This window comes from Oceanobacillus sp. M60 (assembly GCF_053839645.1).
Window position 1 is genome coordinate 362,957 of the sequence record NZ_JBSSNH010000007.1, and the last position, 23,237, is coordinate 386,193.

Consider the following 23,237-nt stretch of genomic DNA (forward strand, 5'->3'; position numbering starts at 1 on the left):
ATCTATCGCGACGAAATAGCTCTATTCTTATGACCGATATACAAAAATATTCGATTAGATACAATCAGCAGAAACCCAAGAATAATATAAACAAATAAAAAAGCGGCAATAAAGCCTGCAACATTTGAATAACTTCCCACGCCTGCCGGAATCTCACCATTGGGGTTTAAAAAGAAATAGGGGTAAAACCCGTCCATTAATCCTCTCAAGCTTGAAATAACACAATAAATAACCGGATAAATCATCCAATAAAAAATATATTGATAGCTGTATCTTTTCTTCGTCTCCAAAAGAAGCCAATTGATAAAGACGGCTATCGGAATAAAATAATGCAGCGTCACATTCGTGATGGTGCGGATGCCAGTATATTCACCCCCGCTGGCAAGAAGAAAATGATAGGTAGAAATGCAGACAAACATATATATAACGGAAGCATTTTTGAAAAAATCCAAGAATGGACTCTGATTTTTACGATTTAAAATGGCGACGCTGCTGCACAGAAAGGTTATCGCGACCATTAAATTCGCTTGAAACGTAAATTTCGTTATTGATACCAAAGGGTCCGGAGAGTAGGCGACGTGTAAAATAACACTGATAAAACCTGTAAGCCCAATTAACAGATGAAAACCCAGCTTTAACCTGAATGGTCTTTCAATTACATTTCCCATATAAATACCCCTATTTTATTTTCGATACAAAATAGCGCAGCATAATTAAGGCTGCTCTGTTAGCTGATTTGCAGCTGCTCCTATTATAGAATTCTACATATTTACTATAACTCCTGCTCTTATAGTTGAATTTAAACAGTTTATTAATGCAGAAATGATCTCCAAATTAACTTTCCCCTTCCCTGCTTCACATTACATCCGTCACCCATCTCAGCACGCCTCTAAATGACCAAAAGAGAATCCGAATCGGAAGAATGATAACTTCCGGAATCCAAAAAAGAATATCAAAAAACAAATCGGTCTTTGTATAATCTCCTTTCCCCTTTTTGCTTTTCCTTGTTTTCGATTTCTTCTTTTCCCACCAGTCACTCATTATGCTATTCCTCTCCTTTCTTATTATCTTTCTTTACGGGTTACAGCCGGGAAATGTTTCAATTATTCAACAATTTATAGAGGAAATGCTTCCTTGTTAAATAGATTTGTAAACTTCTCATGTTTTCCCTTGCAATTCTTATTGAATGAAATAAAATAATTAACAAGAGATAAAATTAAGTTACACATGCCGGAGGGATAAAATGAGTACGCTACAACAGATGGATCATTCCAGTCTGCAACATCTTCATGAAAAAACAAAGAAAGAATTGGATGCAATCAAGAAAGAAAATCTATCTTTAAATATGGCGAGAGGAAAGCCAAGCGCTGAGCAGCTGCAATTGTCATTGGAATTGTTAGACAGCGTTACTTCTAAAAATATTGGGGATAACTTTTTTGTTTTAAATTATGGGATGGTAGATGGTCTGCCAGAAGCAAAAGCATTATTTAAAGATCTATTAGAAGTAGATACAGAGGAGATTTTAATCGGAGGTAATGCCAGCCTGAATATCATGCATGATTTGATTTCAAAAGCATTGATTAAAGGCGTTATTGATAGCGAAACTCCTTGGGGTAAAGAAGATGCAATTAAATTTATATGCCCTGTCCCCGGTTATGACAGGCATTTTACGATTTGTGAACAATACGATATCGAAATGATTTCCGTAGAGATGCTGAATGACGGTCCGGATATGGACAAGGTGGAAGAGCTTGTACGCAACGATGCGTCCATCAAAGGAATGTGGAGTGTTCCGAAATATAGTAATCCCGAGGGTATTACATATAGTGATGAGGTCGTGGAACGTTTAGCTAAAATGGAAACGAAAGCAAAGGATTTTAAAATTTTCTGGGATAATGCGTATGCCATTCATGACCTGACGGATCATCCTCCAAAATTAAAAAATATATTGGAAGCATGTAAGGAACACGGAAACCCAAACAGAGTATTTATGTTTGCATCTACTTCCAAAATGACTTTCCCGGGCTCTGGTGTTGCAGTCGTAGCAGCAAGCAGGGAAAATATCAGCTTTATTAAAGAGCAGTTAAGCGTGCAGACAATTGGTCCTGATAAAGTAAACCAGCTGCGCCATGTCCGCTTTTTTGAAAACTATAGTAATCTCCTGGAACACATGAAAAAGCATGCGGAAATTATGAAGCCTAAATTTGATGCCGTAATAGAAATACTTCATTCCAAACTGGATTCTTATGGCATTGCAACATGGGCAGAACCGGATGGAGGCTATTTTATCAGCTTAGATACGATGGACGGCTGTGCTTCTGAAGTAATCCATCTTGCCAAAGAGGCTGGAGTCACCTTAACCGGAGCCGGAGCAGCCTTTCCATATGGGAAAGATCCTCGTGACAGAAACATTCGTATTGCGCCATCATTCCCATCGTTAGAAGAAGTGGAAAAAGCAATCGACGTGTTATGTACATGCATTATTCTTGTAAGCACGAAAAAATTATTATAAAAGATAAAACATGCCATTTGCCGGGTTAGCAGGCAAGTGGCATGTTTTATATAGTAGAATTCTATTCCACTCTAAACCGAACCACTGCTTCCAACAGCCTCTTCGCATAAGCACTCTGCACATTTGCCAGATTTTTTGTCTCTATCTGTTCAACGATTTTTCCTTCATTTAAAAACATCACTTGATTACATAGATAAGCAACGGTTTGCAAGTCATGTGCGATAAATAGACACGTCATATCCATTTCTTTTTTTAACGTATCGAGTAAATCTAGGATTTGTGCTTGAACAGAAACATCCAGCGAGCTGACTGCTTCATCCAGAACCAAAAATTTTGGCTTCGTACTAATTGCCCTGGCGATACACACCCGCTGTAACTGGCCGCCGCTTAACTCATGCGGATAACGTTCTGCTAACTCCTTAGACAGACCGACTTTCTCCATTAAACTTTCCGCTGTTTCCTGTATCGGATGATTCCGGCTGAAAGCCTTCAAGGGTTCCATGATAATATCTTTTATCTGGAAAGCAGGATTGGCTGAGGACGTATAGTCCTGAAAAACAACACTCATCTGCCCTCTCTTTTCCTTCCTCCACGCTGCTGGATTTTCCCCCTCCAGCAACAGACTGCCGCTGTCTGCTTTTTCCAAGCCTAATATCAATCTGCTTAATGTACTTTTCCCACTGCCGCTTTCCCCGACTAAGGCAGCCCAGTCTCCCGCATGAATCTGAAAGGATACGTCCGCTAAGACGGATAACCTTTCTTTTCTGAAGCCTTTTCCTGCTTTCGGATATGTTTTATAGACCTTCTTTACTTCAAGCATGATAGGAATCCTTTCTCATCGATTGTTCAAACGCACGGGTCAGTTTGATTCTTGTATCCACCAAGTATTTTGTATATTCATTTTGTGGATGCTGAAATACATTTTCTGTCCTGCCATATTCCACTTGTTTCGCGTCTTTCATCACAAGCACATCTTCCGTCAGCTGTTGGATAACGCCGAGATCGTGAGAAATAAAAATAAAGGTAGTCCCCGATTGAGCCTGGAGATGCTGAAATGTTGCAATGACTTCTTTTTGGGTAATAGCGTCCAGCGCAGTGGTTGGTTCATCCGCAATAATAATATCAGGCTGTACGGCTGCTGCAATGGCAATCATACATCGCTGGAGCATCCCGCCGGACAATTGATGCGGATATTTCTTCAGCACCTGTGCAGCTTCCTTTATCCCCACTCTTTCTAATTCTCTCAAGGATACTTGTTTTGCCTCTGTCCTGGAAATTATCAAATTCTCACATAGCGTTTCCTGCATCTGCTTTCCAATGGTATCTAACGAATCAAAGGCGGACATGGCATCTTGCAGAATCATGCTGATATGCCGGGCTCTTATATCTCGAATTGATTTTGTCTTCATCCTCAGCATATCCGCATCTTCAAAATAGGCTGCACCGGAAACGGTTATCCAGGGCGCTATAAGCCCCAGCATCCCCTTCACCGTCATTGACTTGCCGCTGCCGCTTTCCCCGACAATGCCCAAACTGCGGCCGCGTTCCAATTTAAAAGATATATCTTCAACGATAACCTCGTTTGATTGTGTATCTTGTATCGATAAATTTTTCACTTCCAGCATAACCAAGCAATCACCTCATTCTTTTACCGCGCTTTCCACGCTTAACATTAAAGGCATCCTGCAGACTGTCCCCAAGAAAATTAAATGCCGCTACCACAACAAGAATTGCTATTCCCGGAGCAAGCATTAATTCCGGATAGATGGTCATCACGTTCTTCGCTTCGTTTAACATCATTCCCCATTCAGGCGTCGGTGCCTGCACTCCCAGCCCGAGGAAGGATAAAGCGGAAATCATTAAAATCACCGAACCTGCATCAAGTGTGGCCAGGACCGAAATCTCGCCTACCGTATTTGGCATGATATGCTTTTTGAAAATATGCCATCTGCTGAAGCCGGAGACTCGGGCAAACTGAATATAGTTTTTATCGGCATATTTAATGATAATCGAACGGACCATACGTGTGTACCATGCCCATTTTGCAATAATACTGGCGATCACGATATTGGTAAGCCCTGGTCCCATCATTCCGATAATGGCCAGAATCATCACTTCACTTGGAAAGGACATAAAGACATCGCAAATCCTCATAATGATCTCGTCGATTTTCCCGCGAAACAGTCCGGCGATTCCTCCAATCAATGTTCCAATCACAATCGTGACAATCATGGTTATAAAGGCAATGAAAACCGTCGTGCGAATCCCGTATAACAGCCTTGAAAAAATACATCTCCCCAGCTGATCCGTACCAAGCGGATAGGTTGTACTTATTCCCGCCAGTTTTTCTTTTACATTGACATCAATTGGACTATGCGGCGCTAGCCATGGCGCGAAAATTCCTGCCAGTACCACAAGGGTTAAGAAAATGATACAAATCATGGCGGAACGATCTCTCATCAATTTATTTAAACCCCCCATGATTATACCTCTTTTCTCATTCTTGGATCGAATATGGCAGTAACAATATCTACCAGTAAGTTACAGATGACAAATAAAACCGCCATCAGAAAGACATACGCTTGGATAACGGGATAATCATAATTGAATATCGCTGTCACACTCAGCCTGCCTATCCCCGGCCAGGCAAAGATATTCTCGACAATGACAGTGCCTGCAATTAATTTGGGAATCGACATGCCCAGTGCTGTAATAGCAGACTGAAGAGAGTTTTTGAAAATACGCTTTAAAATAATACCCTCTTTCATCCCGCGGGCTTTTGCATAAAGTACAAAATTCTCGTTTTTGTTTTGCACCATATTATTTCGAATCAATCTCACATAGGTGGAAATATAAGCAAAAGCTAACGTTACTGCCGGCAGAATAACAGATGTCCAAGAGCTCATCCCGCTTGTCGGCAGCAGATTTAATTTAATCGAGAAAAACCATATCAGCAAAAGCCCGATCCAATAACCGGGCATGGCCTCTGCAATAAAGACAAAGCCTCTAATGGTCCGATCAATGATGCTTCCTTCATAAATCGTACATAGAATGGAGGCAGAGACGCTGATAAAAACAATCATTACGAAGGCAACCAACGCAAGCATCAGCGTAGCTGGCAATGCCTGCCCGATTTCTTCGATCACCGGTTTATTATTAACAAAGCTGTTTCCGAAGTCACCTTTGATACTGCTGGTCACCCATGTAATATATCTTTCAAAAAATGGTTTATCGAGGCCCAGCTCCTCGCGCATCTCTGCAACAGCTGTTTCTGTCGGTGTGATTTCATTTACCCGCAGCGCGACTTCCGCCGGATCACTTTCGCTCAGATTAATGAGAATAAACGCCAAAAAGGATATTCCTATTAATAAGGGAATGATGCTTATGATTCTTTTCGTAATATAACGCTTCATTTACTCCACCTACATTCTTACATTAAAGAACCAAAAAAGCGGACCTTCATCCGCTTTTTTAATTTACTCTGTATCAAAATACATGTTTTCAAATGGAACTTCATATTGAGAGACATTAAACGTGACACCCTGCAGTTCTGGTCGATGGACTGCTTTTGTACGTGAGTATGTGAGCGGGATGTATACTGCTTCATCATGGATATACGATAACACTTCCGCATACATCGCTTCTCTATTCTCCTCATCATGCTCAATCATCAAATCGGTAATTGTTTCGTCCAGCCACGCTTTCTTGTCCAGCCCTGTCTGCGCCTGATAATCGCCATGCGCCGGGATTCTCCAGGAGGACAGGTAAGATTGCGGGTCATAAGGCGTTCCCCATGACAAGGAATATTGCAAATCAAATTCTCCTGATTTTTGTCTGTCTAAAAACGCCTGCTTCTGCTCTCCAGTGATATGCAGCTCCACACCTATCTCCCGCAAATCAGACTGAATATATTCACTGATCGTCTTTTCCTGTGCATTATCCGAATTATAATACAGGTTAAGCTCTAATTTCTCGCCATCTTTATAACGATATCCATCATCACTATTCAACTCCCAGCCGGCATCATCGAGCAGATTATTAGCTTTATCCGGATCATATTTCCTTTCCTCCAGTCCAAGGTCGCTGTAAGGAACTGTCGATGCAAGCAAGGTCGGCGCAACAGATTCTGATCCATTTAAGATACCATCCGCAATCGATTGTTTATCAACCGCATATTGCAGCGCTTCTCTTACCTCGATTTCGCCAGTGATGGGACGATTGGAGTTCAATAAAATCGCTCTGGAAGCGACCGGCTCACTCATTTCGGTTACGTACTCTCCCTGCTCTTCCAGCGCGGAGAAAGAGTCCAGGTCAATCATATCTCCATCGGATCCAAAAATCAGATCGACCTCTCCTTTTTCAAGGGCAAGCAGAATGGTCTGATGATCCGGCATCACCTTCCATCTTACTGCATTCACTTTAGGCTGTTCTCCCCAATATTCTTCGTTGGCAGTGAACACAGCCTCCTGATTCTCTTTATGTTCTGATAAAACCCACGGCCCTGTTCCCGAATAACCGCTGATGCCATCCTTTGTCGTTCCATCCACAAAGTCATTGGGAGATAAAAAACGAAACGGGCGGGTAAGTCCCAATTCCGTTAACGTCGGATAATACGGATGCTTTAACACAAGCTTATACGTATATTCATCCACTACCACATTTTCGTCAATCAAATTGACTAAATCCAGCCAAGCATGACGTTCTTCATTATCCATGATGGCATCCATATTCTGTTTTACCGCCTCTGCGTTGAACTTTTCTCCGTCAGAAAAGGTAACATCCTCTCTTAAATGAAAGGTATATTCCAGCCCATCCTCTGAGATATCCCAGCTCTCCGCCAGCCAAGGCTCTACACCGTCTTCCGTATTCTTGACCAGTGATTCAAACACCATATTCTGGGCTGCCATTTCCCCGCTGTATAAATGCGGATTAATATCGCGGATATCCTTCGAGCTGGCATATACGATTTCATCTTTAGCTGCTTTATCATTTTCCGAATTGCTGCAGCTTGCCAATAAAAACAAAAACAATACGGAAAGCAGCCCTATATTTATTTTTCTCATTTTATTACTCCTATTATTCTTGGTGTCATGCCTGATGAAGCAGCTCACGCAAAAGGAATACTATAAGACCTTATCCATATGCAGTGTTTTCCAGACTGGATCTGACTCAGCCAGTCTTTCTTCAAAGCCCAGCGCTTTCCAGAAGGGAATACCGCCAGGCAGAAATGGATGAGAATGCAGATAAACCTTCTCGTATCCTGCTGTTTGAATCGACTTTAAAGCCGTTTGATAGAGGGCAGTGCCAATTCCTAAACGTCTATATGCCGAATCTATATAGCATCTTACCAATTCCGTGGTCTTCATTTGCCCGTAAAATTGCTGCAGCTCGTCAAAACGATTGTCATAGGGCAGATAACCAATTGTACCAAGCACATTGCCCTCTTCACTTACAGCTGCAAATAACGCCGCTTCTTTCCTATTTATATAATGTGCATAAAAATGAAGCATATCCGGCGGTAATTGCTGATGATCCAACATCGGAAATACTTCTTTTCGAATCGTTGTCATAAAATCCACTACCTGCGCAGCGTCCTTTTGTTCAACCTGTTTCACACGATATTTTACAGGTGTTTGTATAGACATTTCCTATCAGCGTCTCCTTGCTCTGATTGATTCCTTCATGTTGTTCTCTCTTCATAGCTGCAGGCAACATCAACTCGTTTCTCTATTGATGTCACCATGCAACAACGCTTCATCATAAAAATTCATTTTCTATTATACTCTATTTCCCGGTTTTAAGATAGAATTTGATGCGCTCAACAGCAGCCATGTAATGATTACAAATGGAATGGTTAATACAGGCAGGCCGTATGGGATAAGCAGAATAGATAAGCTCGCAGAAATCGGAACCGTCAATAGTGCTCCTATCAGACCGTACACAAACATACCTTTCGACCCCTTGGCATTGAATGTATGGCCCACTGCTATGGCCGTCAAAATCGCATTGTATCCATACAGCCCAAGCTGCATCTGATCATTTTCTGCCCCTAATATGTAAGCAAAAGCTAAGGCAGCGACAGCGGATAGAATGGTGCTCACGCTCACTCTGATCCCGGCAATCAGAATTCCTGCCAGGATCAGCGCTCCCGCCCATACAGAATCCAATAGAAAGATTTCACTGATGCTTTTAAAAAATGCGGTAATCCAGTCCATTCCGCTTCCTTCAATATACTCCCAATGCATTAGATTCTGCGGTATAAGCTGATCACTCATTGTGAATAAATCTAATTTATAAGGAAATAAAAATATCAGCCATGATGTAATAATGAATGGAAAAGTGAGAACCGGAATACGCATAAAATAATTATTTAAAGCTACGGTTGCTATTGCGGATAATCCAGTTCCTGCAAAGGCAAGCAGCCACAGATACGGCCCATCCAAAAAAATAAGAATAGCTAAACAGGTTAATACGGCGTTATAGCCCATTAATCCATCCTCTATAAAACTTCTATTCTTCGTCAGCACATAGCCTATGATATTTGCTATTATTACACTTAATAAGGATACTACGGCAAATTGCCAGGAAACAACAAGAATGCCCAAAAAAATGAAAAGCCCTGTTTTCCAATTCGCCAGCAGGATTACTTGGGAAAAACTGTGCAGTGTACTGATCAAATAATATTTTCCAGAAATTTGTCGTTCCATCTTATCTACCTTTCCAAAGGCCGGGAAAGCTAGCTATCGAATATTTCTAAATGCTCTTTCAGATATCCTGCTTGTCTTCCCCACCGTTTTTAAACCCTTTTAATATTTCCGTAAAAATACAGGAAACATGCCAAACCATGTTTCTCGTAAATACCCATGACACGTTTGCAGTATCTCTTCGATGATTTGCGTCTGATTGGCCAATATTCTCAAAGAAAACCCCGGGACCGGGCACCTCGAGATACCGAAGTTCACGTCCTTCTGCTCCATCATATCATAGATATTTTCAATTACTTCATCTGTCACAAAAGGACTAATAACCATCATGGAGCCTAAATGACTATACCCTTCCATTCTTCCAAACACAGAAGGATTATTTTTAGCTGGTTCCGTTACAATACGGTCAAAAACGCCTAATTCATTATGGATAAACACTTCATTTTGCAAATCTACCTTGTCATAACTGAACTGCTTTCCGGTTGGTGACCATCCAGGTGTAATAATATCGGAGCAAATCAATGTCGAGGTATTATCTACATAAAATTGATTAAGCTGCTTATACGCCCCTTCCCGATAAACGATTAGCGGATCCGGGATATATTCCAGCAGACTGTTCGATTTCAAGGTAAACTTCCCAAACTGATACGCAGGCTCTCCCGGGGTTTTATATACTTTGGTTGCAGATTGCGTTGTCAAAATTGCCCGGGCATTTTCATTCACCCTAATATCCATGGCATATGTATCTCCGGATAAATAGCCGCCTCCAGGATTTAATAGATAATAGGTTAATTGCCCGGAATTGTCTAAATAGATTGGACGCATTACTTTGAAGGCACCTCGGAAATATACATCCGCAGGGACCGTTTTATTTTTCTTCTCCGTTAATTCAAGCTGAAGCTCTCCGGTCCATTCTTTCTGCATCTTAGACAATCCCTCGAAGCAGCACATTATCTTTCAGCCAATCAATTACTTCGTTCAAACCTTCATTATTTTTCAAATTCGTAAAAATAAAGGGTTTATCTCCTCGAAATTCTTTCGTATCTCTTGCCATGATATCTAAATCCGCTCCAACATACGGCGCCAAATCCGTTTTATTAATAATAAATAAATCCGATTTAATCATGCCCTGCCCGCCTTTACGGGGGATTTTCTCTCCCTGGGCTACATCAATGATATAAATAGAAAAGTCAACAAGCTCCGGACTGAATGTCGCCGCCAGATTATCCCCGCCGCTTTCAATGAATATTAATTCCACGTCAGGAAAACGTTCGGTTAATTTCTCGATAGCAGCAAAATTCATGGAGGCATCTTCTCTGATAGCGGTATGCGGGCACCCGCCCGTTTCCACGCCAATAATCCGGTCATCCTCCAGCACACCATTTTTCATTAAAATTTTGGCGTCTTCTTTGGTATAAATATCATTCGTAATAACCGCCATGTCCATTTCATTATTTAACTGTCTTGTTATTTTCTCTACTAACTCTGTTTTTCCAGCCCCTACTGGACCGCCAATACCTACTCGAATCGGTTCCATCTCCAAATCTCCCTTCTAAGACATAAATATCCTTACTTTTACATGCTCATGCTTCATTTGTGAAATTTCCAGACCGGGCGAAACAATCCCAAAATCCGCTATCGTTAAAGCAGCTATTTCTTCCGCGACACTGTTTATTAATTGCTGACTCTCCAGCAATATCTTCTGCCCGTCTGTCTGCCCCAGCGGAATAGCTCTTACTGCATTCTGTACCAGGTTGGACACAAGAGAATATAAATAAAACTCAAGTCCCTCCTGAGGTTGTATCCTGTGATAATGCGCAATAACTGCAAAGACAATGGCGTTGTGCCCGAATGATTTCCCTTGCTTTATTCGTTTTAGATAATTTGCAAGTATTCCGTATTCAAACAGACTTTCTGCCAGCTTCAGCATCCGGACTCCCATTTGGGTATTTCCTTCCCTTGTTTCCTTTGGAAGGTTCTGCACATAAAGCAGCCGGTCCATATGCCAAATCCGCTCCAAATCATTTTCACAAAGCGCCTCGCACACAAGTTGAAAAGCAAGCCCTTCTGTATATTTCACCTGTTCCCTGAAATACGTATCCAGCCATTCTTGAAATGAGATCCTGTCCTTCACAACATCTTCTTGAATATAGGTTTCCAGTCCAAATGAATGGCTGAAACCGCCAACCGGAAAGTTTGAATCGCATAACTGAACAAAGGTGAGCAATGAATTAGTCATGGCTATGCCCTATATGTTTAAACGCTTCTTTTAATTTGCGCTCTTCCCGCTGATAAGAAATGTCTAGCTGTTTCAGCAATTCTTCTACAAGATAATCATATTGGACAATCATATTATCCGCTTCAAATTGTGCAGGAAGATGACGGTTTCCTAATTGGTGCGCAATGACGCCCATTTCATGAATATCTTTAGGGCGGATAACAATCACGTCGTCCTGATAGACATCAATAAAAATAATATTGGATGTATCTTTATATAAAACGTCACCCTTTGTCAGGGCCTGTCTTTCTTTTAAGGAAATACCAATATCTTTTCCATGGTCTGTTTTCACCCGTAAAATACGCTTCAGCAAATCGGCACTATCCAGGTAAACCTTTTCTTTATGCAGCTTTGCAAGCTCTGCTTCTTCTATATCATTTATATTCATCTCAATTTTTTCAACCAGCATTGGTCATCACCTCAAAATAAAAAGTATCGTTGCCCCATCGCCACCTCTTTCAGCGGTTCACAGGTTATGGCTTCACCGTCCACTTTTACTTCATATGTTTCCGGATCCACGTCAATGGTTGGTGTCTTATCATTCAGCTTCATATCTTTCTTCGTCAGATTACGAATGTTCTTTACAGGCAATACCGTTTTCTCTAAACCCAGCTCTTCCTTTATCCCCTTTTCATAGGCTGCAGTGGATACAAATGTTAAGGATGTTCGTTGCACTGCTTTCCCATGCGCTGCAAACATCGGGCGATAAATAACCGGCTGTGGTGTTGGAATCGATGCATTGGCATCTCCCATCACACTTTCAATAATCGAGCCGCCTTTTACAATCAATTCTGGTTTCACACCGAAAAATTCCGTTGGCCAAACAACTAAATCAGCATATTTCCCAGCCTCTACCGACCCGACATACTCGGAAATACCATGGGTAATCGCCGGGTTAATCGTATATTTTGCAACATAACGTTTTACTCTATTATTATCTGCAGTTTCTGTATCTCCCTCAAGTATACCGAGCTGTTTTTTCATTTTATCCGCTGTCTGCCAAGTTCTTAAAATAACCTCGCCAATCCGCCCCATTGCCTGTGAGTCGGAACTGATAATGCTGAGTACACCCATATCATGCAGAACATCCTCAGCAGCAATTGTTTCTTTGCGGATACGAGAGTCAGCAAACGCTACATCCTCCGGTATCGACGGACTTAAGTGATGGCAAACCATCAGCATATCGACATGCTCTTCAATCGTGTTGACCGTATAAGGCATGGTCGGATTGGTAGAAGAAGGAATCACGTTTGGATATTGTGCTGACTTAATGATATCCGGAGCATGTCCGCCGCCTGCACCCTCTGTATGATACATATGAATGACGCGGTCTTTCAGTGCTGCCATTGTATTTTCAACAAATCCGCCTTCGTTTAAGGTATCTGCATGCAGCGCCACCTGTACATCGTATTTATCCGCAACTGTCAACGCATGGTCAATCGCAGAAGCAGTCGCTCCCCAATCCTCATGTACTTTTAAACCGATTGCTCCGGCTTCGATTTGCTCTGCCAACGGATCCATCGAAGCAGCCTGTCCTTTCCCTGTATATCCAATGTTCACCGGATAGTCTTCTGCAGCCTCCAGCATCTTATGAATATTCCATTTCCCCGGCGTAACGGTTGTTGCTTTTGAACCGGAAGATGGTCCTGTACCGCCGCCAATCAATGTTGTTAAACCAGATGCAAGCGCCGTTTCAATCTGCTGCGGTGAAATAAAATGAACATGGGCATCAATCCCGCCAGCAGTCACAATTTTACCTTCCGCTCCGATAATATCAGTCGCTGCACCGATGGTAATATCGACGTCATCCATCACCAGCGCATTACCACTCTTGCCGATTCCGCATATTTTACCGTCTTTAATGCCGATATCCGCTTTATAAATCCCTGTGTAGTCCAATATAATTGCATTTGTCAATACCGTATCTGCAGCTTCATCATTTAAAGCAAGCGGATTTTGACCCATGCCATCCCGTATGACTTTTCCTCCGCCAAAAACAACTTCATCCCCATACGAGGTATAATCCCTTTCAATTTCAATGATGAGATTCGTGTCAGCTAACCTCACTCGATCACCCGTTGTAGGTCCGTACATTTCCTCATACTGTTTTCTGGGAATATTATAAGCCATTTACTTTCTCCTTCCCGACACTTCCATCTGTCATATTATTAAACCCATATATCTTTTTCTCTCCGGCAAAGTCCACCAGCTCCACCGTCTTTTCATCCCCTGGCTCCAGACGGACGGCAGTTCCTGCTGGAATGTTCAACCTTTTTCCAAAAGCGATATCCCTGTCAAACTGTATCTGTGTGTTGATTTCATAGAAGTGAAAATGTGATCCAACCTGTACTGGACGGTCTCCTAAATTAATGACGGTTACTTTCGTTGTATCTCTTCCTTGGTTAATTTCTATCGTTCCTTCTTTCGGCAGCACTTCTCCAGGTACCATCAAAATCCCTCCTATTTAATTGGCTGATGCACAGTTATCAACTTTGTTCCATCTGGAAACGTTGCTTCTACCTGAACATCCTTAATCATTTCAGGTACCCCTTCCATGACGTCTTCCTCCGTAAGTATGGTTGTGCCAAAGCGCATTAATTCAGCAACACTTTTGCCATCTCTTGCGCCTTCCATTAATTCATAAGTAATCAGTGCAACACTTTCCGGATGGTTTAATTTTAAACCTCTGTCCTTTCTTCTCCTTGCAAGGTCAGCAGCAACAACAACCATCAGCTTATCCGTTTCTCTTGGCAACAGATTCATCAGCTTCCCTCCTTGATTTACATGATGATACATCATTTAAAAAATCATCTCGTTATTCCCAATAGTTCGATAATTATTGGGATGCAAACTGGTATTTCTAATCCAGCATTGAAGAATAGATTACATAGCCAGCTTCAACAATTTATATTAATTTTTCGAACAACTTTATATGTTATATTACCTAACATATAAAGTTATGTTAATTATCATAAGAGTTATTTTATAAAAATGCAAGTCTTTTAACTAAATTGGTTTTGAATAATTTCTACGGAAGGTACAAACACACTGATATATCTACAAAAATAAACCAGATTCTATATTGCTTATTTCGCAATAGAATCTGGTTTATTTATTAAATCGTTATGAAAAAATTTATGATGAAGCATATAAAACGCAACTTCATTCAGTGGGAGTTTTCAACGCACAAATGTTTTCGATGGGGTGAGTAATCGCAGCCCCAGGAGATTGCGAACTTAGTCTGCTGTTTTTCTCTCACTGCGTTAGCCTAAGTGATTCAGGAAGTTAGCTCATCTGATTCCACGCCTGAATAAATTTATTTTTACGTTTGATTTTGACGGGAGTTTTACAGACAGTTTTCTAAGATAAAATTATACTTTGAAATAAGACCGGGCGTGAAGTGAACATAATCGATTATACTCCCCATTCCATTATTCCCGGCATTTTCATATCACTTATCAAACCAATAAGCCAAAAACTTAAACTCTCCCCATTCTTTATATAGCTGCTGCAATTGTGATTTAGGTGGAAGTTCACCAGCGAAATATTTATTTTTTACATGCTTTTTAAATTCGCTGTCTACTGGCAAAAAGTCGTATCTTCCTAATAACATTAAAATAATGCTGAGTGCATAAGGTCCGACGCCTCTAATTTCTTTCAGCTTGTGAACGACATCTTCAGTCGGCATTTCTGGATTGGTAAGTTCCTCTAAGTCATATACACCATTACATATGTTTAATGCAAGATCATAAATATAATCACTTCGATAGCCTAATTTGATGCTTTTATTTAAAAAGGTTTTATCTTTTTTTAAAACTGCTTCTGGTGCAGGAAAAGTAAATAATTCCGACTCATTCGAGTATCTTTCTCCTAAATGACTCACAAAATTCGTTGTCATGGCAATGGTCCGGCTCCAGGTCGTATTGGTTGTGAAAATCGTCTTTACAATATCTTCAAAGATGCTTGGGGAGCGTAAAAGTCTTCCTTTATTTTCCGCTACGATTTCCTGCATATTCTGGTCAGCGCTGCACATTTGATAAAAAGCACGAAAATCCTCATCTAAACGAAGCATCCAGTTAACCTTGCGAACAACCTCTTCACTTTCTTCTCTCGTTAACGTTTGCTTACCCCCTGTTTCTATCATCAATGTATTTTGATTCTGTGTTATATGCAGCAGAACGATTTTACCAGTTGAAAGCGCTTCTACCCTTTTTAAAACACTTCTGTCATCGTTAGCTTGAAAAGGCGGCAGTAAATACCATCCGTGATCGGTAACAGCAGCTTTAAAATTGAATTGTTTTGGCAGTTCAATAGCATTTCTCAACACGATTTCCTCCTGACTAAGAACTATTATTTTATATAGGGGGGTCAAAACCTCTAGTCTAGTTGTAAAAAGGAGTGGAACCAATATAACGAAACTTCACGCAGCGGGAGTTTTTGTTCTTCTTCATGATAAACAACGCATCACCGTATCTCCAAATGATCGGACATCCGATAAATAATCATACCCTTCAGGTGACCCGAAGCTGTTAAACATCCGTACAGCTACTATATTTTCCTGTGGAATCACTAATAACGTTACTCCTGTATATCCCAGTATCTGATACGATTCTTTAGGAACGCTTTGTCCAATTTCTGTTTTTTCAGCCGGTAAGTCTTTCACAAACCATAAAAAGCCATTTTGCGGAAGGTTTTTATCTACCGTTGATGGGCTTTGTACCGTTGCAGCCATCTGTATTATTTCTTTCGGTATCATTTGTTTTCCGTTTAGATAGCCTTCCTTAAGATGGACATAGCCCCAATATGCCAATTCACGTGCAGATACATACATATTCATTTTGTTGCCTTCCGTGCTTTCACTAACATTCCAATTTTTATCAGATTCATCTCCAAGGATAACATCCACAAGCTTCTCATGTTTTTGTGCGTACCAATCTGATTCATTAAATTCGAAAGGATTAAAAACCTGTTCATGAACAATTTCAGATACCGTTTTACCAGTTGTTTGTTTTATGAGCTCCGTTAATACATCTATTCCAACCTGTCTATATGACCAATTTTCTCCTGCAGGAAATTCTCGAAATACCGTATCTTCTTTTTTATGTAAACCATGTGTATGGGTTAATACATGCCTTATTGTTGTATCCTTCCATATATCTTCATTAAGTCCAGGCAAATAATGCAGTATCAAATCATCTATGGTTTTAATTTTCCCATAATAGACTGCGCATGCCACAGCAAATCCGATATAGCTTTTCCTGACAGAGGCTACATGAAATTGGGTATCTTCCTGAACTTTTCTTGAACCTGATTTGTTTGATTGGCTTCCAAAATAGTCTTCTAATACTACTTTATCGTTGTGAATTACAAAAGCAGCAGCTCCGGAGCAGGTTACCTTTTCCGCTGTATTTAGGACATGTTCTGTTATAGGAACAAAATCTTTATTCTTTTTTGAGCTAAGAAACATTATATCCCCCTGTCTGTTGAATATCCGTTATTTTTTAGGTGAATTGCATTCTTCTTAATTCAATTAAATCATTAATCACAACATCTGCTTGCGAAAGCTCTTCTTCTTTCGCAAAATCAAAGCTGCATCCTACAGCTGTCAATCCATTATCTTTTGCTGCTTTAATGTCTGATATCCGGTCTCCAACCACCGCCGCTTCCTCTATTCCATATTTCGTTAAAATAGTTTTGACTAAATCAGATTTACTAAATGATTCGATTTGTTCAATACTATAAGTCTCTGAAACCCAGTCATCTAAATGATAATAATCCACAATCGCTTTTAAATAGGCTGGTACTCCATTACTGGCGATGAATATGGTATAACCATCCTTTAATAAAAACTCAAAAATATCCTGTACATTCGGATATAATGCACCTTTTCCGTTTTTTATATTTTCAATTAATCTATCTTGAAAATAATCATTGACTTGCTCTCTTTCCTTCACAGAATGATTCGGCAGTAAAGTTTCCCATACTACCGGCAATGGAACTCCCATAATTTCCCGGAACTTATCAATTGGGATGGAGTCTCCCCATTTCCCTAAAGAAGCTAAATAGGTAAACGTATCTTCTAATGACAATTCTAAAATTTTATCTGTTTGAAATAATGTTCCGTCCATATCAAAAATTACCGATTTCATACTTCCTCACCTCTTTAATACGGAATAAAAGTCCCTTTTAATTTATTTTTATATCTTTCTACCTTCTTTATTTTCTTGAAAGTAATCAGAGATAACAATGCAACAGCGATTAGCGTCCACTCATGCGTTTCTCCTCTGTTATCTATAACCTTCATTAGAATAATCACTCCTTGATTTTGACTTTCACAGTAAGATATTTTCATCAATATACATTACTTGTATTCTTCTAATTTTCCAACATAATCTCAAAGTCTTTCACAAAAACAGCATTCCCGGTAATTTGAATATCATATGACTCCCCATTCTTAGATACCTGAACACCTACCCTGCCATCTTTACCAATTTCATGTCCCTGCTCCACCACAAGCTTCATCACATCTTTCCTATCTTCTCTTATATAGTCAGTATAATAAGCACCCATTACTCCCGACGCTGTTCCTGTTACTGCATCCTCTACAGTACCTGAAAATGGAGAAGAGAAGTGCCTTGCATGCATATCCGCATCTGTATCATACGTTTCGATACAAATTGGATGTACAGACGATTTAGGCATCTCCTTTAAAATTGCAGGAAAATCTTTATTCTCTGGTTTCATTTTACGAAAAGCTTCTAAATTATTTATTGGAATCAGCAGTGTCCAAGCACCTGTGCTTCCATAAAGAATTGGTAAGTTATCATGTATATCCGATTCTTCTATCCCAATCGAATGAGCTAAATCCATTTTAGAGCCATGGAACGCTACAAATTCCGGTGCAGCCTGGTTCATTGTTATCGTTATTTCCTTTTCAGGAGCAGAATCAAGCCTTACTGGTAAAATCCCTGCTTTAGTTTCAATCGTTAATTCTGTTTTATCTCCGAACAGTCCTTTTGTTTTTAACGCATACACCGTTGCCATGGTCGCATGACCGCATAAATTCATTTCATGTCCAGGTGTAAAAAAACGTATCCCTAAGTCTGCTGTTTCTGATTTAACTGGAAATGCCGTTTCATTGAATCCTACTTTAAATGCGACTTCCTGCATTTGCTCATCTGTCAGCTCATCCCCATTTAAAACAACTCCAGCAGGGTTTCCTTTATTCGGCACCTTACTAAATGCATCATAATGATATACTTTGACCGATTTCATGCTATGTCCCTCCCGTAATCATATTAAAATTCTCGACGGAAAAACGAAATACTTATCGAGAATTTTAATATGCTGCTTCGTTTATACTTTCCTATTTGTTATAAACTGGCTCTACTTTGCTCAATGCAACGCCAGCCTTTCCAAAACGAAGGAAGATGCAAGCTGGCATCAAAAGAATAAAAGCCCCGATCATTAAAGCAATTTTTTCCGTAAATAATTCCGGAATAGCTCCCGCTAAAAAAGTTCCCAGTATGGAGAATAGTCCGCCAATAACATAGGTGGAGCTCCTGACTCTTGTTAAGAATTCATCTGGCGTGATCCCTTGATGAACAGCGCCTTGTACGATAAAAGCCATAGATAGCGCACAATCAAAAACGGCCATCCCAAAACACATCATAATAAAAACGTTTGTTGCTGTAATCATTAATATTCCTATCCCAGAGATAATCAGCAAGAAACTCATCAGCAACACCCAATTTAGATTTTTGAATTTATTGATCAAAAAGATGCCAACAATATTACCTACGCCAGCACTCGATAGCAAAATACCAATAAACCCTTCAGACAACTCTAATGTAATCCGAGCGTAAAAGATTATAGTTAATGTAATAAACACCGTTGTGAAAGCTAATATTGCCATGGCTATTGTGCTAATCAGCTGTTGTGGGTTAGCGATTAAAATCTTCAATCCAGCGATGGACCTTCTTAAAAACACATTCCATTTACTTTTTTGCAGCTCTTCCGTCTCTGTTTCTTTGAACTACCCCCTCTTACCAACCTTCAAGGTTGCTTGAAGTGGGAGATTCCTAAGAACACCAACCCATTGGTCAGTTATGGATTAGGCTAGCCCCGCAGTCCCTGCGGTTATTCGTAATGCTTCCTTACGAAGATTCCTGCTTGCGTTCCTATCTCTTTGGTGATGGCATTGACAGATACCACACGTCCATGCACGCAAAGCAAGATTTTTAACGTCTGGGTTTTGGTGTCCACAATGGGAACACAGCTGGCTGGATGGATAATTTTTAGCGACTGTAACAACCTGCTTTCCATACCAGGCCGCTTTATATTCCAGCATCGTTTGGAAAGCTGACCAGGATACATCGCTAATCGCTTTCGCAAGATTTCGATTCTTTAACATGTTTTTTACAGACAAATCTTCTATCCCGATGATATCGTGGTTTTTGACTATCTCGGTGGAGATTTTATCCAACATGTCTTTTCTTTTATTCGCAATTTTTTCGTGAATCCGGGCTACTTTTCGTTTTTGTTTCTGCCAATTTGCTGAGCCTACCTGCCTCCTAGACAGAATCACCTGCGCTTTTGCCAATTTTTCTTCTAATATCCGGAAGAACCTTGGATTTTCATACACAGTTCCATCAGAAAGGGTTGCAAAATCAGTTAATCCGACATCGATGCCTACAGAGGAACCTGTCTTTTCATCGTATGCAACTTCCGTTTCCGCTACAATCGAAACAAAGTACTTGCCTGAAGGATTGCGCCGAATCGTTGCATTGATAATACGTCCTTCCACTTCCCGACTTTTGGCAAAACGAACCAATCCGAGCTTAGGCAGTTTGATATGTTTATCCAATACAGCAATATTTCCATTGACATGTTTCGTGGTATACGATTGAACAGGATTCTTTTTTGATTTAAAACGAGGTGCCTTATTCTGCTTCTTATAATAGCGCGTATAGGAATCATTCACATTTTCCACCGCTTTTTGAAGGGCAATGCTATCGACTTCTTTGAGGAAGGGATAGTTTTTCTTTAATTCCCGAACTGCTTTAATCGCCTTATTTTTATTGAAAAATTCTCCCTTCCAATTATTTTGAAGAAGCTGTCCGTTTTGTACCATTTCATTCACCGTATGCCAATAGTGGTCTTTTTCTTTTTGTTTTCCTGTAAAATAGTTGTAGACAAAGCGGGAGCAGCCGATTGTCTTATGGATGAAGATGATTTGTTTTTTGTTCGGATAGATACGAAAACGAAATGCTTTTTTTACTTTCATAGCTTCTTACCTCCTCCTGTCCATTATATCAGAAGAAGGATGATTTTGGAACGTTTGTTCGATTTAGTGTTGGACAGTCGAGACACTCCAAAGCAATCTTTTGTGTATTGGAGATTCATCTCCCCCCTTACCTCTACGCGCTTGAAGAGGGAGTTTTCTCTCCTTTTTTTGATAAAGCCTTCTTTATTACGAATAAAACCAATCAACAGAGCAGAAAGAAGAGATAAAATCCCGCAAATAAGCAGCGTTAATACCGAGTCTGTTTTTGCTAATAATATTCCACCCAACGCAGGGCCGATAACAGTAGCAATAGCATCAGCAGCTTCAATATTGGTATGTGCTTTTAACAGATTTTCTCTGCCGGCAATGGCAGGAATCATTGAAGTAAACGCCGTTCTGCTGATTAAGGCAAGTAACCCCATTACGAACAGCAAGGAAGCAATAATTACTGCATTGACATTCTGTGTTGCCAGAAGAAAGGCGAGCATAAAAATGCCTATTCCATATAAAAAATGACAAGAAGATGCAATTCTGACCTTATTCTTCGTTTCTACCCATGTTCCGATTGGGATGGCAAATAGAACCGTACCCAATTGCTGGGACAAAGCGACAAGGGCTGTAACTAGCGGCGAACTGGTTAGACCTAATACAACTAAAGGAATCAACAGCTCTCTAAACCTTCCATTTAAAATAGAAAGAAACTCTGAACCCCACATCCGTCTAAAATCTTGGTTAATGAGTATCGATTTCAATTTAATTCTCTCCTCTTTAAGGGAGATACACTGCTTCCAGGAAATGCCTGAAAAAATTCCTATCTGCGTATAACTGATATTCCTACCCGCCATAGTGCTTGTTCTGTTTTGTAGGTATCTCCCTGTTTCATCATTCCGTTGCATGTATGAAGAGAGATTGTTAAATTGGACAATCCATTTTATATAGCTCCTTATTTATTTTCTTTACATGCCCATGCATCTATCTCTACTTTAAATTGCGGACCGGCCAGCCCGGCAACAAAGACCATCGTTGTACAAGGAAGGTGATCCCCTAAAAATTCGCCAATTGCTTCTCTTCTTCTATCCGCATCCATTTCCCCGACAATATAAAAAACAAGCTTCGTCAGGTTTTCTACGTCCATATCCGCTTCCTGTAAATTGATGCGAATGTTTTCAAAGGCCATTTTTAATTGCTCCACGGAATCCTCTGATACATTGCCTTCCACATCCATCCCTAACTGGCCCGACAAATTTAACCACCGTATGTCTCCGGAGACTTCGATTTGATGACTATACGGAGCTAACGGTTTATGTATATCCTTTGGATTTCTGGATTCTATCACTTTCATTCCTCCTGCTATTCTATTATTTTTTTATTAGCTTAATTAACAAGAATAATTATTCAATATATCGATTTGCAGATTAATTATTATTTCGCGCATTTATCTGATAACATCAAGAGGAAAGCTTATTTAATAAAGCGTTCCCCTCTATCTTTTTAACAGTCTTCTAATCAGATAAATAACAAGGACAACAGCTATCACCGTAATAATCATCCCTGGTATTCCGATATTTCCCATCATTTATTAATCCCCTTCTCTATTTCAATACGATTTAATTGTGAGAATTTTATATATTCTGTTCTTTCATGTTAACATATTCCTAGATGTTGTTGTAATTAGCTGGGAAAATACATTCTAAGAAATCTCAATATCCTTAAAACCTCCCAGTTTATTTGAATATATTTTTCAACATTCAATCCCATCCTGAAGTAAATACAATATGCTCCGCACTATCTAAACTTGGGTGACGCAGCAGCCCACTTTTTTCCGCAGCCCTTAACGAAGGTATATTAGATGGACGAACTCTCGATATGATTGGTAATTCAGAAAGGTGTTCACGAGCTAAATACACAGAATATCTGGCTACCTCCGCAGCATATCCTCTTCCCCAAACCTTTGGTGAAAATCTATAGTACAAGTTTAACACTTCGCGCCCTTGCCAATTTATATTTCTTACGCCTCCAATTCCTACTACATCCGAGCCCTTATGCTCAGAAATCATCCAATAACCACAGCCATGTGTTATCCAGTCCTTATTCCAAAGCTCTATCTTTTCCAGAGCTTCATCCATGTTTTTCATTGGTCCGGAAGGCCGGTATGTATTTGTTTTAGGATCTCCTTCAATCTCAAGGACAGCATAAGCATCTGCTTCTGATGGCTTTCGAAGAATTAGATTTTCTGTTTTTACTTGTTCAAAGACTTTTTTGATTAAAGCATTCATTATAAATTCCTCTCTTCTTATACAATATTGATTTTTATAATTCTAATTATTTAAATTGAAATGAAATGATACCATTATGCCCTCTTTATTTTTTTATTACCTCAAGCTGATATTAATTGCTCCCATATTAAAAGGCTATTTAACAAAGAAAGACCTGTGCCCATCTTTTACATAGCACAGG

Annotated in this window: 27 protein-coding genes; 1 reads left to right on the forward strand and 26 read right to left on the reverse strand. The window is 40.0% G+C overall.

The features are described from left to right. Positions 1 to 2 precede the first annotated feature (2 nt). Positions 3 to 668, reverse strand: coding sequence for a Pr6Pr family membrane protein (locus tag ACW0TQ_RS18570; protein WP_341172867.1), 666 nt, complete (start codon positions 666 to 668; stop codon positions 3 to 5). Between the two features lie 187 nt (positions 669 to 855). Continuing rightward, complete coding sequence (locus ACW0TQ_RS18575; RefSeq protein WP_042533507.1) at positions 856 to 1,041, reverse strand: hypothetical protein; 186 nt, start codon at positions 1,039 to 1,041, stop codon at positions 856 to 858. A 202-nt stretch (positions 1,042 to 1,243) separates the two neighbouring features. On the opposite strand from ACW0TQ_RS18575, the gene ACW0TQ_RS18580 reads away from it, so the two are divergent. Then, positions 1,244 to 2,512, forward strand: coding sequence for an aspartate aminotransferase type Ic (locus ACW0TQ_RS18580; RefSeq protein WP_193064545.1), 1,269 nt, complete (start codon positions 1,244 to 1,246; stop codon positions 2,510 to 2,512). 61 nt (positions 2,513 to 2,573) lie between these two features. Here ACW0TQ_RS18580 and ACW0TQ_RS18585 read toward each other — a convergent pair whose 3' ends face one another. The 24 genes from ACW0TQ_RS18585 to ACW0TQ_RS18700 form a co-directional block, all read right to left on the reverse strand. Continuing rightward, on the reverse strand, positions 2,574 to 3,332 hold the full coding sequence (locus tag ACW0TQ_RS18585) for an ABC transporter ATP-binding protein (RefSeq protein WP_042533505.1): 759 nt from the start codon (positions 3,330 to 3,332) through the stop codon (positions 2,574 to 2,576). Then, positions 3,325 to 4,137, reverse strand: a complete 813-nt coding sequence (locus ACW0TQ_RS18590) for an ABC transporter ATP-binding protein (RefSeq protein WP_244882387.1) — start codon at positions 4,135 to 4,137, stop codon at positions 3,325 to 3,327. The genes ACW0TQ_RS18585 and ACW0TQ_RS18590 overlap by 8 nt, the downstream gene beginning before the upstream one ends. A gap of 10 nt (positions 4,138 to 4,147) precedes the next feature. Beyond that, entirely contained in the window at positions 4,148 to 4,993 is an 846-nt protein-coding gene (gene opp1C, locus ACW0TQ_RS18595) for a nickel/cobalt ABC transporter permease (RefSeq protein WP_042533501.1), read from the reverse strand. 2 nt (positions 4,994 to 4,995) lie between these two features. Beyond that, positions 4,996 to 5,925: a nickel/cobalt ABC transporter permease gene (gene opp1B, locus ACW0TQ_RS18600; RefSeq protein ID WP_042533498.1), complete on the reverse strand. Its 930-nt coding sequence runs from the start codon at positions 5,923 to 5,925 to the stop codon at positions 4,996 to 4,998. A gap of 63 nt (positions 5,926 to 5,988) precedes the next feature. After that, positions 5,989 to 7,575, reverse strand: coding sequence for a nickel ABC transporter substrate-binding protein (gene nikA, locus ACW0TQ_RS18605; RefSeq protein WP_042533496.1), 1,587 nt, complete (start codon positions 7,573 to 7,575; stop codon positions 5,989 to 5,991). A gap of 60 nt (positions 7,576 to 7,635) precedes the next feature. Beyond that, on the reverse strand, positions 7,636 to 8,157 hold the full coding sequence (locus ACW0TQ_RS18610; RefSeq protein WP_455725897.1) for a GNAT family N-acetyltransferase: 522 nt from the start codon (positions 8,155 to 8,157) through the stop codon (positions 7,636 to 7,638). A gap of 132 nt (positions 8,158 to 8,289) precedes the next feature. After that, a complete protein-coding gene (locus ACW0TQ_RS18615; RefSeq protein ID WP_455725898.1) occupies positions 8,290 to 9,219 on the reverse strand; it encodes an urea transporter in 930 nt (309 codons plus the stop codon). Between the two features lie 99 nt (positions 9,220 to 9,318). Next, positions 9,319 to 10,140 carry an urease accessory protein UreD gene (locus tag ACW0TQ_RS18620; RefSeq protein ID WP_368901944.1) on the reverse strand — a complete coding sequence of 274 codons (822 nt, stop codon included), beginning with the start codon at positions 10,138 to 10,140 and terminating at the stop codon, positions 9,319 to 9,321. Between the two features lies 1 nt (position 10,141). Then, a complete protein-coding gene (ureG, locus tag ACW0TQ_RS18625; RefSeq protein WP_368901943.1) occupies positions 10,142 to 10,753 on the reverse strand; it encodes an urease accessory protein UreG in 612 nt (203 codons plus the stop codon). Positions 10,754 to 10,768: 15 nt separating this feature from the next. Then, positions 10,769 to 11,455, reverse strand: a complete 687-nt coding sequence (locus tag ACW0TQ_RS18630) for an urease accessory UreF family protein (RefSeq protein ID WP_368901942.1) — start codon at positions 11,453 to 11,455, stop codon at positions 10,769 to 10,771. Beyond that, positions 11,448 to 11,903, reverse strand: a complete 456-nt coding sequence (locus ACW0TQ_RS18635; protein ID WP_042533490.1) for an urease accessory protein UreE — start codon at positions 11,901 to 11,903, stop codon at positions 11,448 to 11,450. The genes ACW0TQ_RS18630 and ACW0TQ_RS18635 overlap by 8 nt, the downstream gene beginning before the upstream one ends. Before the next feature lie 11 nt (positions 11,904 to 11,914). Next, positions 11,915 to 13,624 carry an urease subunit alpha gene (gene ureC / locus ACW0TQ_RS18640; protein ID WP_455725899.1) on the reverse strand — a complete coding sequence of 570 codons (1,710 nt, stop codon included), beginning with the start codon at positions 13,622 to 13,624 and terminating at the stop codon, positions 11,915 to 11,917. Further along, complete coding sequence (gene ureB, locus ACW0TQ_RS18645) at positions 13,614 to 13,943, reverse strand: urease subunit beta (RefSeq protein WP_042533486.1); 330 nt, start codon at positions 13,941 to 13,943, stop codon at positions 13,614 to 13,616. The genes ureC and ureB overlap by 11 nt, the downstream gene beginning before the upstream one ends. Positions 13,944 to 13,954: 11 nt before the next feature. Then, the gene (locus tag ACW0TQ_RS18650) at positions 13,955 to 14,257 is read right to left on the reverse strand and encodes an urease subunit gamma (RefSeq protein WP_042533484.1); all 303 of its coding nucleotides are present in this window, start codon (positions 14,255 to 14,257) and stop codon (positions 13,955 to 13,957) included. 688 nt (positions 14,258 to 14,945) lie between these two features. Further along, complete coding sequence (locus ACW0TQ_RS18655; protein WP_193064539.1) at positions 14,946 to 15,818, reverse strand: DNA-3-methyladenine glycosylase family protein; 873 nt, start codon at positions 15,816 to 15,818, stop codon at positions 14,946 to 14,948. A gap of 123 nt (positions 15,819 to 15,941) precedes the next feature. After that, a complete protein-coding gene (locus ACW0TQ_RS18660) occupies positions 15,942 to 16,961 on the reverse strand; it encodes a serine hydrolase domain-containing protein (protein WP_042533481.1) in 1,020 nt (339 codons plus the stop codon). Between the two features lie 34 nt (positions 16,962 to 16,995). Further along, positions 16,996 to 17,643 carry an HAD-IA family hydrolase gene (locus ACW0TQ_RS18665; RefSeq protein WP_042533480.1) on the reverse strand — a complete coding sequence of 216 codons (648 nt, stop codon included), beginning with the start codon at positions 17,641 to 17,643 and terminating at the stop codon, positions 16,996 to 16,998. 14 nt (positions 17,644 to 17,657) lie between these two features. Beyond that, complete coding sequence (locus ACW0TQ_RS18670; protein WP_175297046.1) at positions 17,658 to 17,798, reverse strand: hypothetical protein; 141 nt, start codon at positions 17,796 to 17,798, stop codon at positions 17,658 to 17,660. 71 nt (positions 17,799 to 17,869) lie between these two features. After that, entirely contained in the window at positions 17,870 to 18,769 is a 900-nt protein-coding gene (locus tag ACW0TQ_RS18675) for a PhzF family phenazine biosynthesis protein (RefSeq protein ID WP_455725900.1), read from the reverse strand. 91 nt (positions 18,770 to 18,860) lie between these two features. Then, a complete protein-coding gene (locus ACW0TQ_RS18680) occupies positions 18,861 to 19,457 on the reverse strand; it encodes an MFS transporter (protein ID WP_042533477.1) in 597 nt (198 codons plus the stop codon). A gap of 150 nt (positions 19,458 to 19,607) precedes the next feature. Further along, positions 19,608 to 20,780 (reverse strand): IS200/IS605 family element RNA-guided endonuclease TnpB, encoded by a 1,173-nt coding sequence (gene tnpB, locus ACW0TQ_RS18685; RefSeq protein WP_455725901.1) that lies wholly within the window; start codon positions 20,778 to 20,780, stop codon positions 19,608 to 19,610. A 23-nt stretch (positions 20,781 to 20,803) separates the two neighbouring features. Then, entirely contained in the window at positions 20,804 to 21,532 is a 729-nt protein-coding gene (locus tag ACW0TQ_RS18690) for an MFS transporter (RefSeq protein WP_042533476.1), read from the reverse strand. 191 nt (positions 21,533 to 21,723) lie between these two features. Beyond that, positions 21,724 to 22,122 carry a RidA family protein gene (locus tag ACW0TQ_RS18695; RefSeq protein WP_042533474.1) on the reverse strand — a complete coding sequence of 133 codons (399 nt, stop codon included), beginning with the start codon at positions 22,120 to 22,122 and terminating at the stop codon, positions 21,724 to 21,726. Between the two features lie 406 nt (positions 22,123 to 22,528). After that, positions 22,529 to 23,056, reverse strand: coding sequence for a GNAT family N-acetyltransferase (locus ACW0TQ_RS18700; RefSeq protein WP_212929600.1), 528 nt, complete (start codon positions 23,054 to 23,056; stop codon positions 22,529 to 22,531). Positions 23,057 to 23,237: the final 181 nt, after the last annotated feature.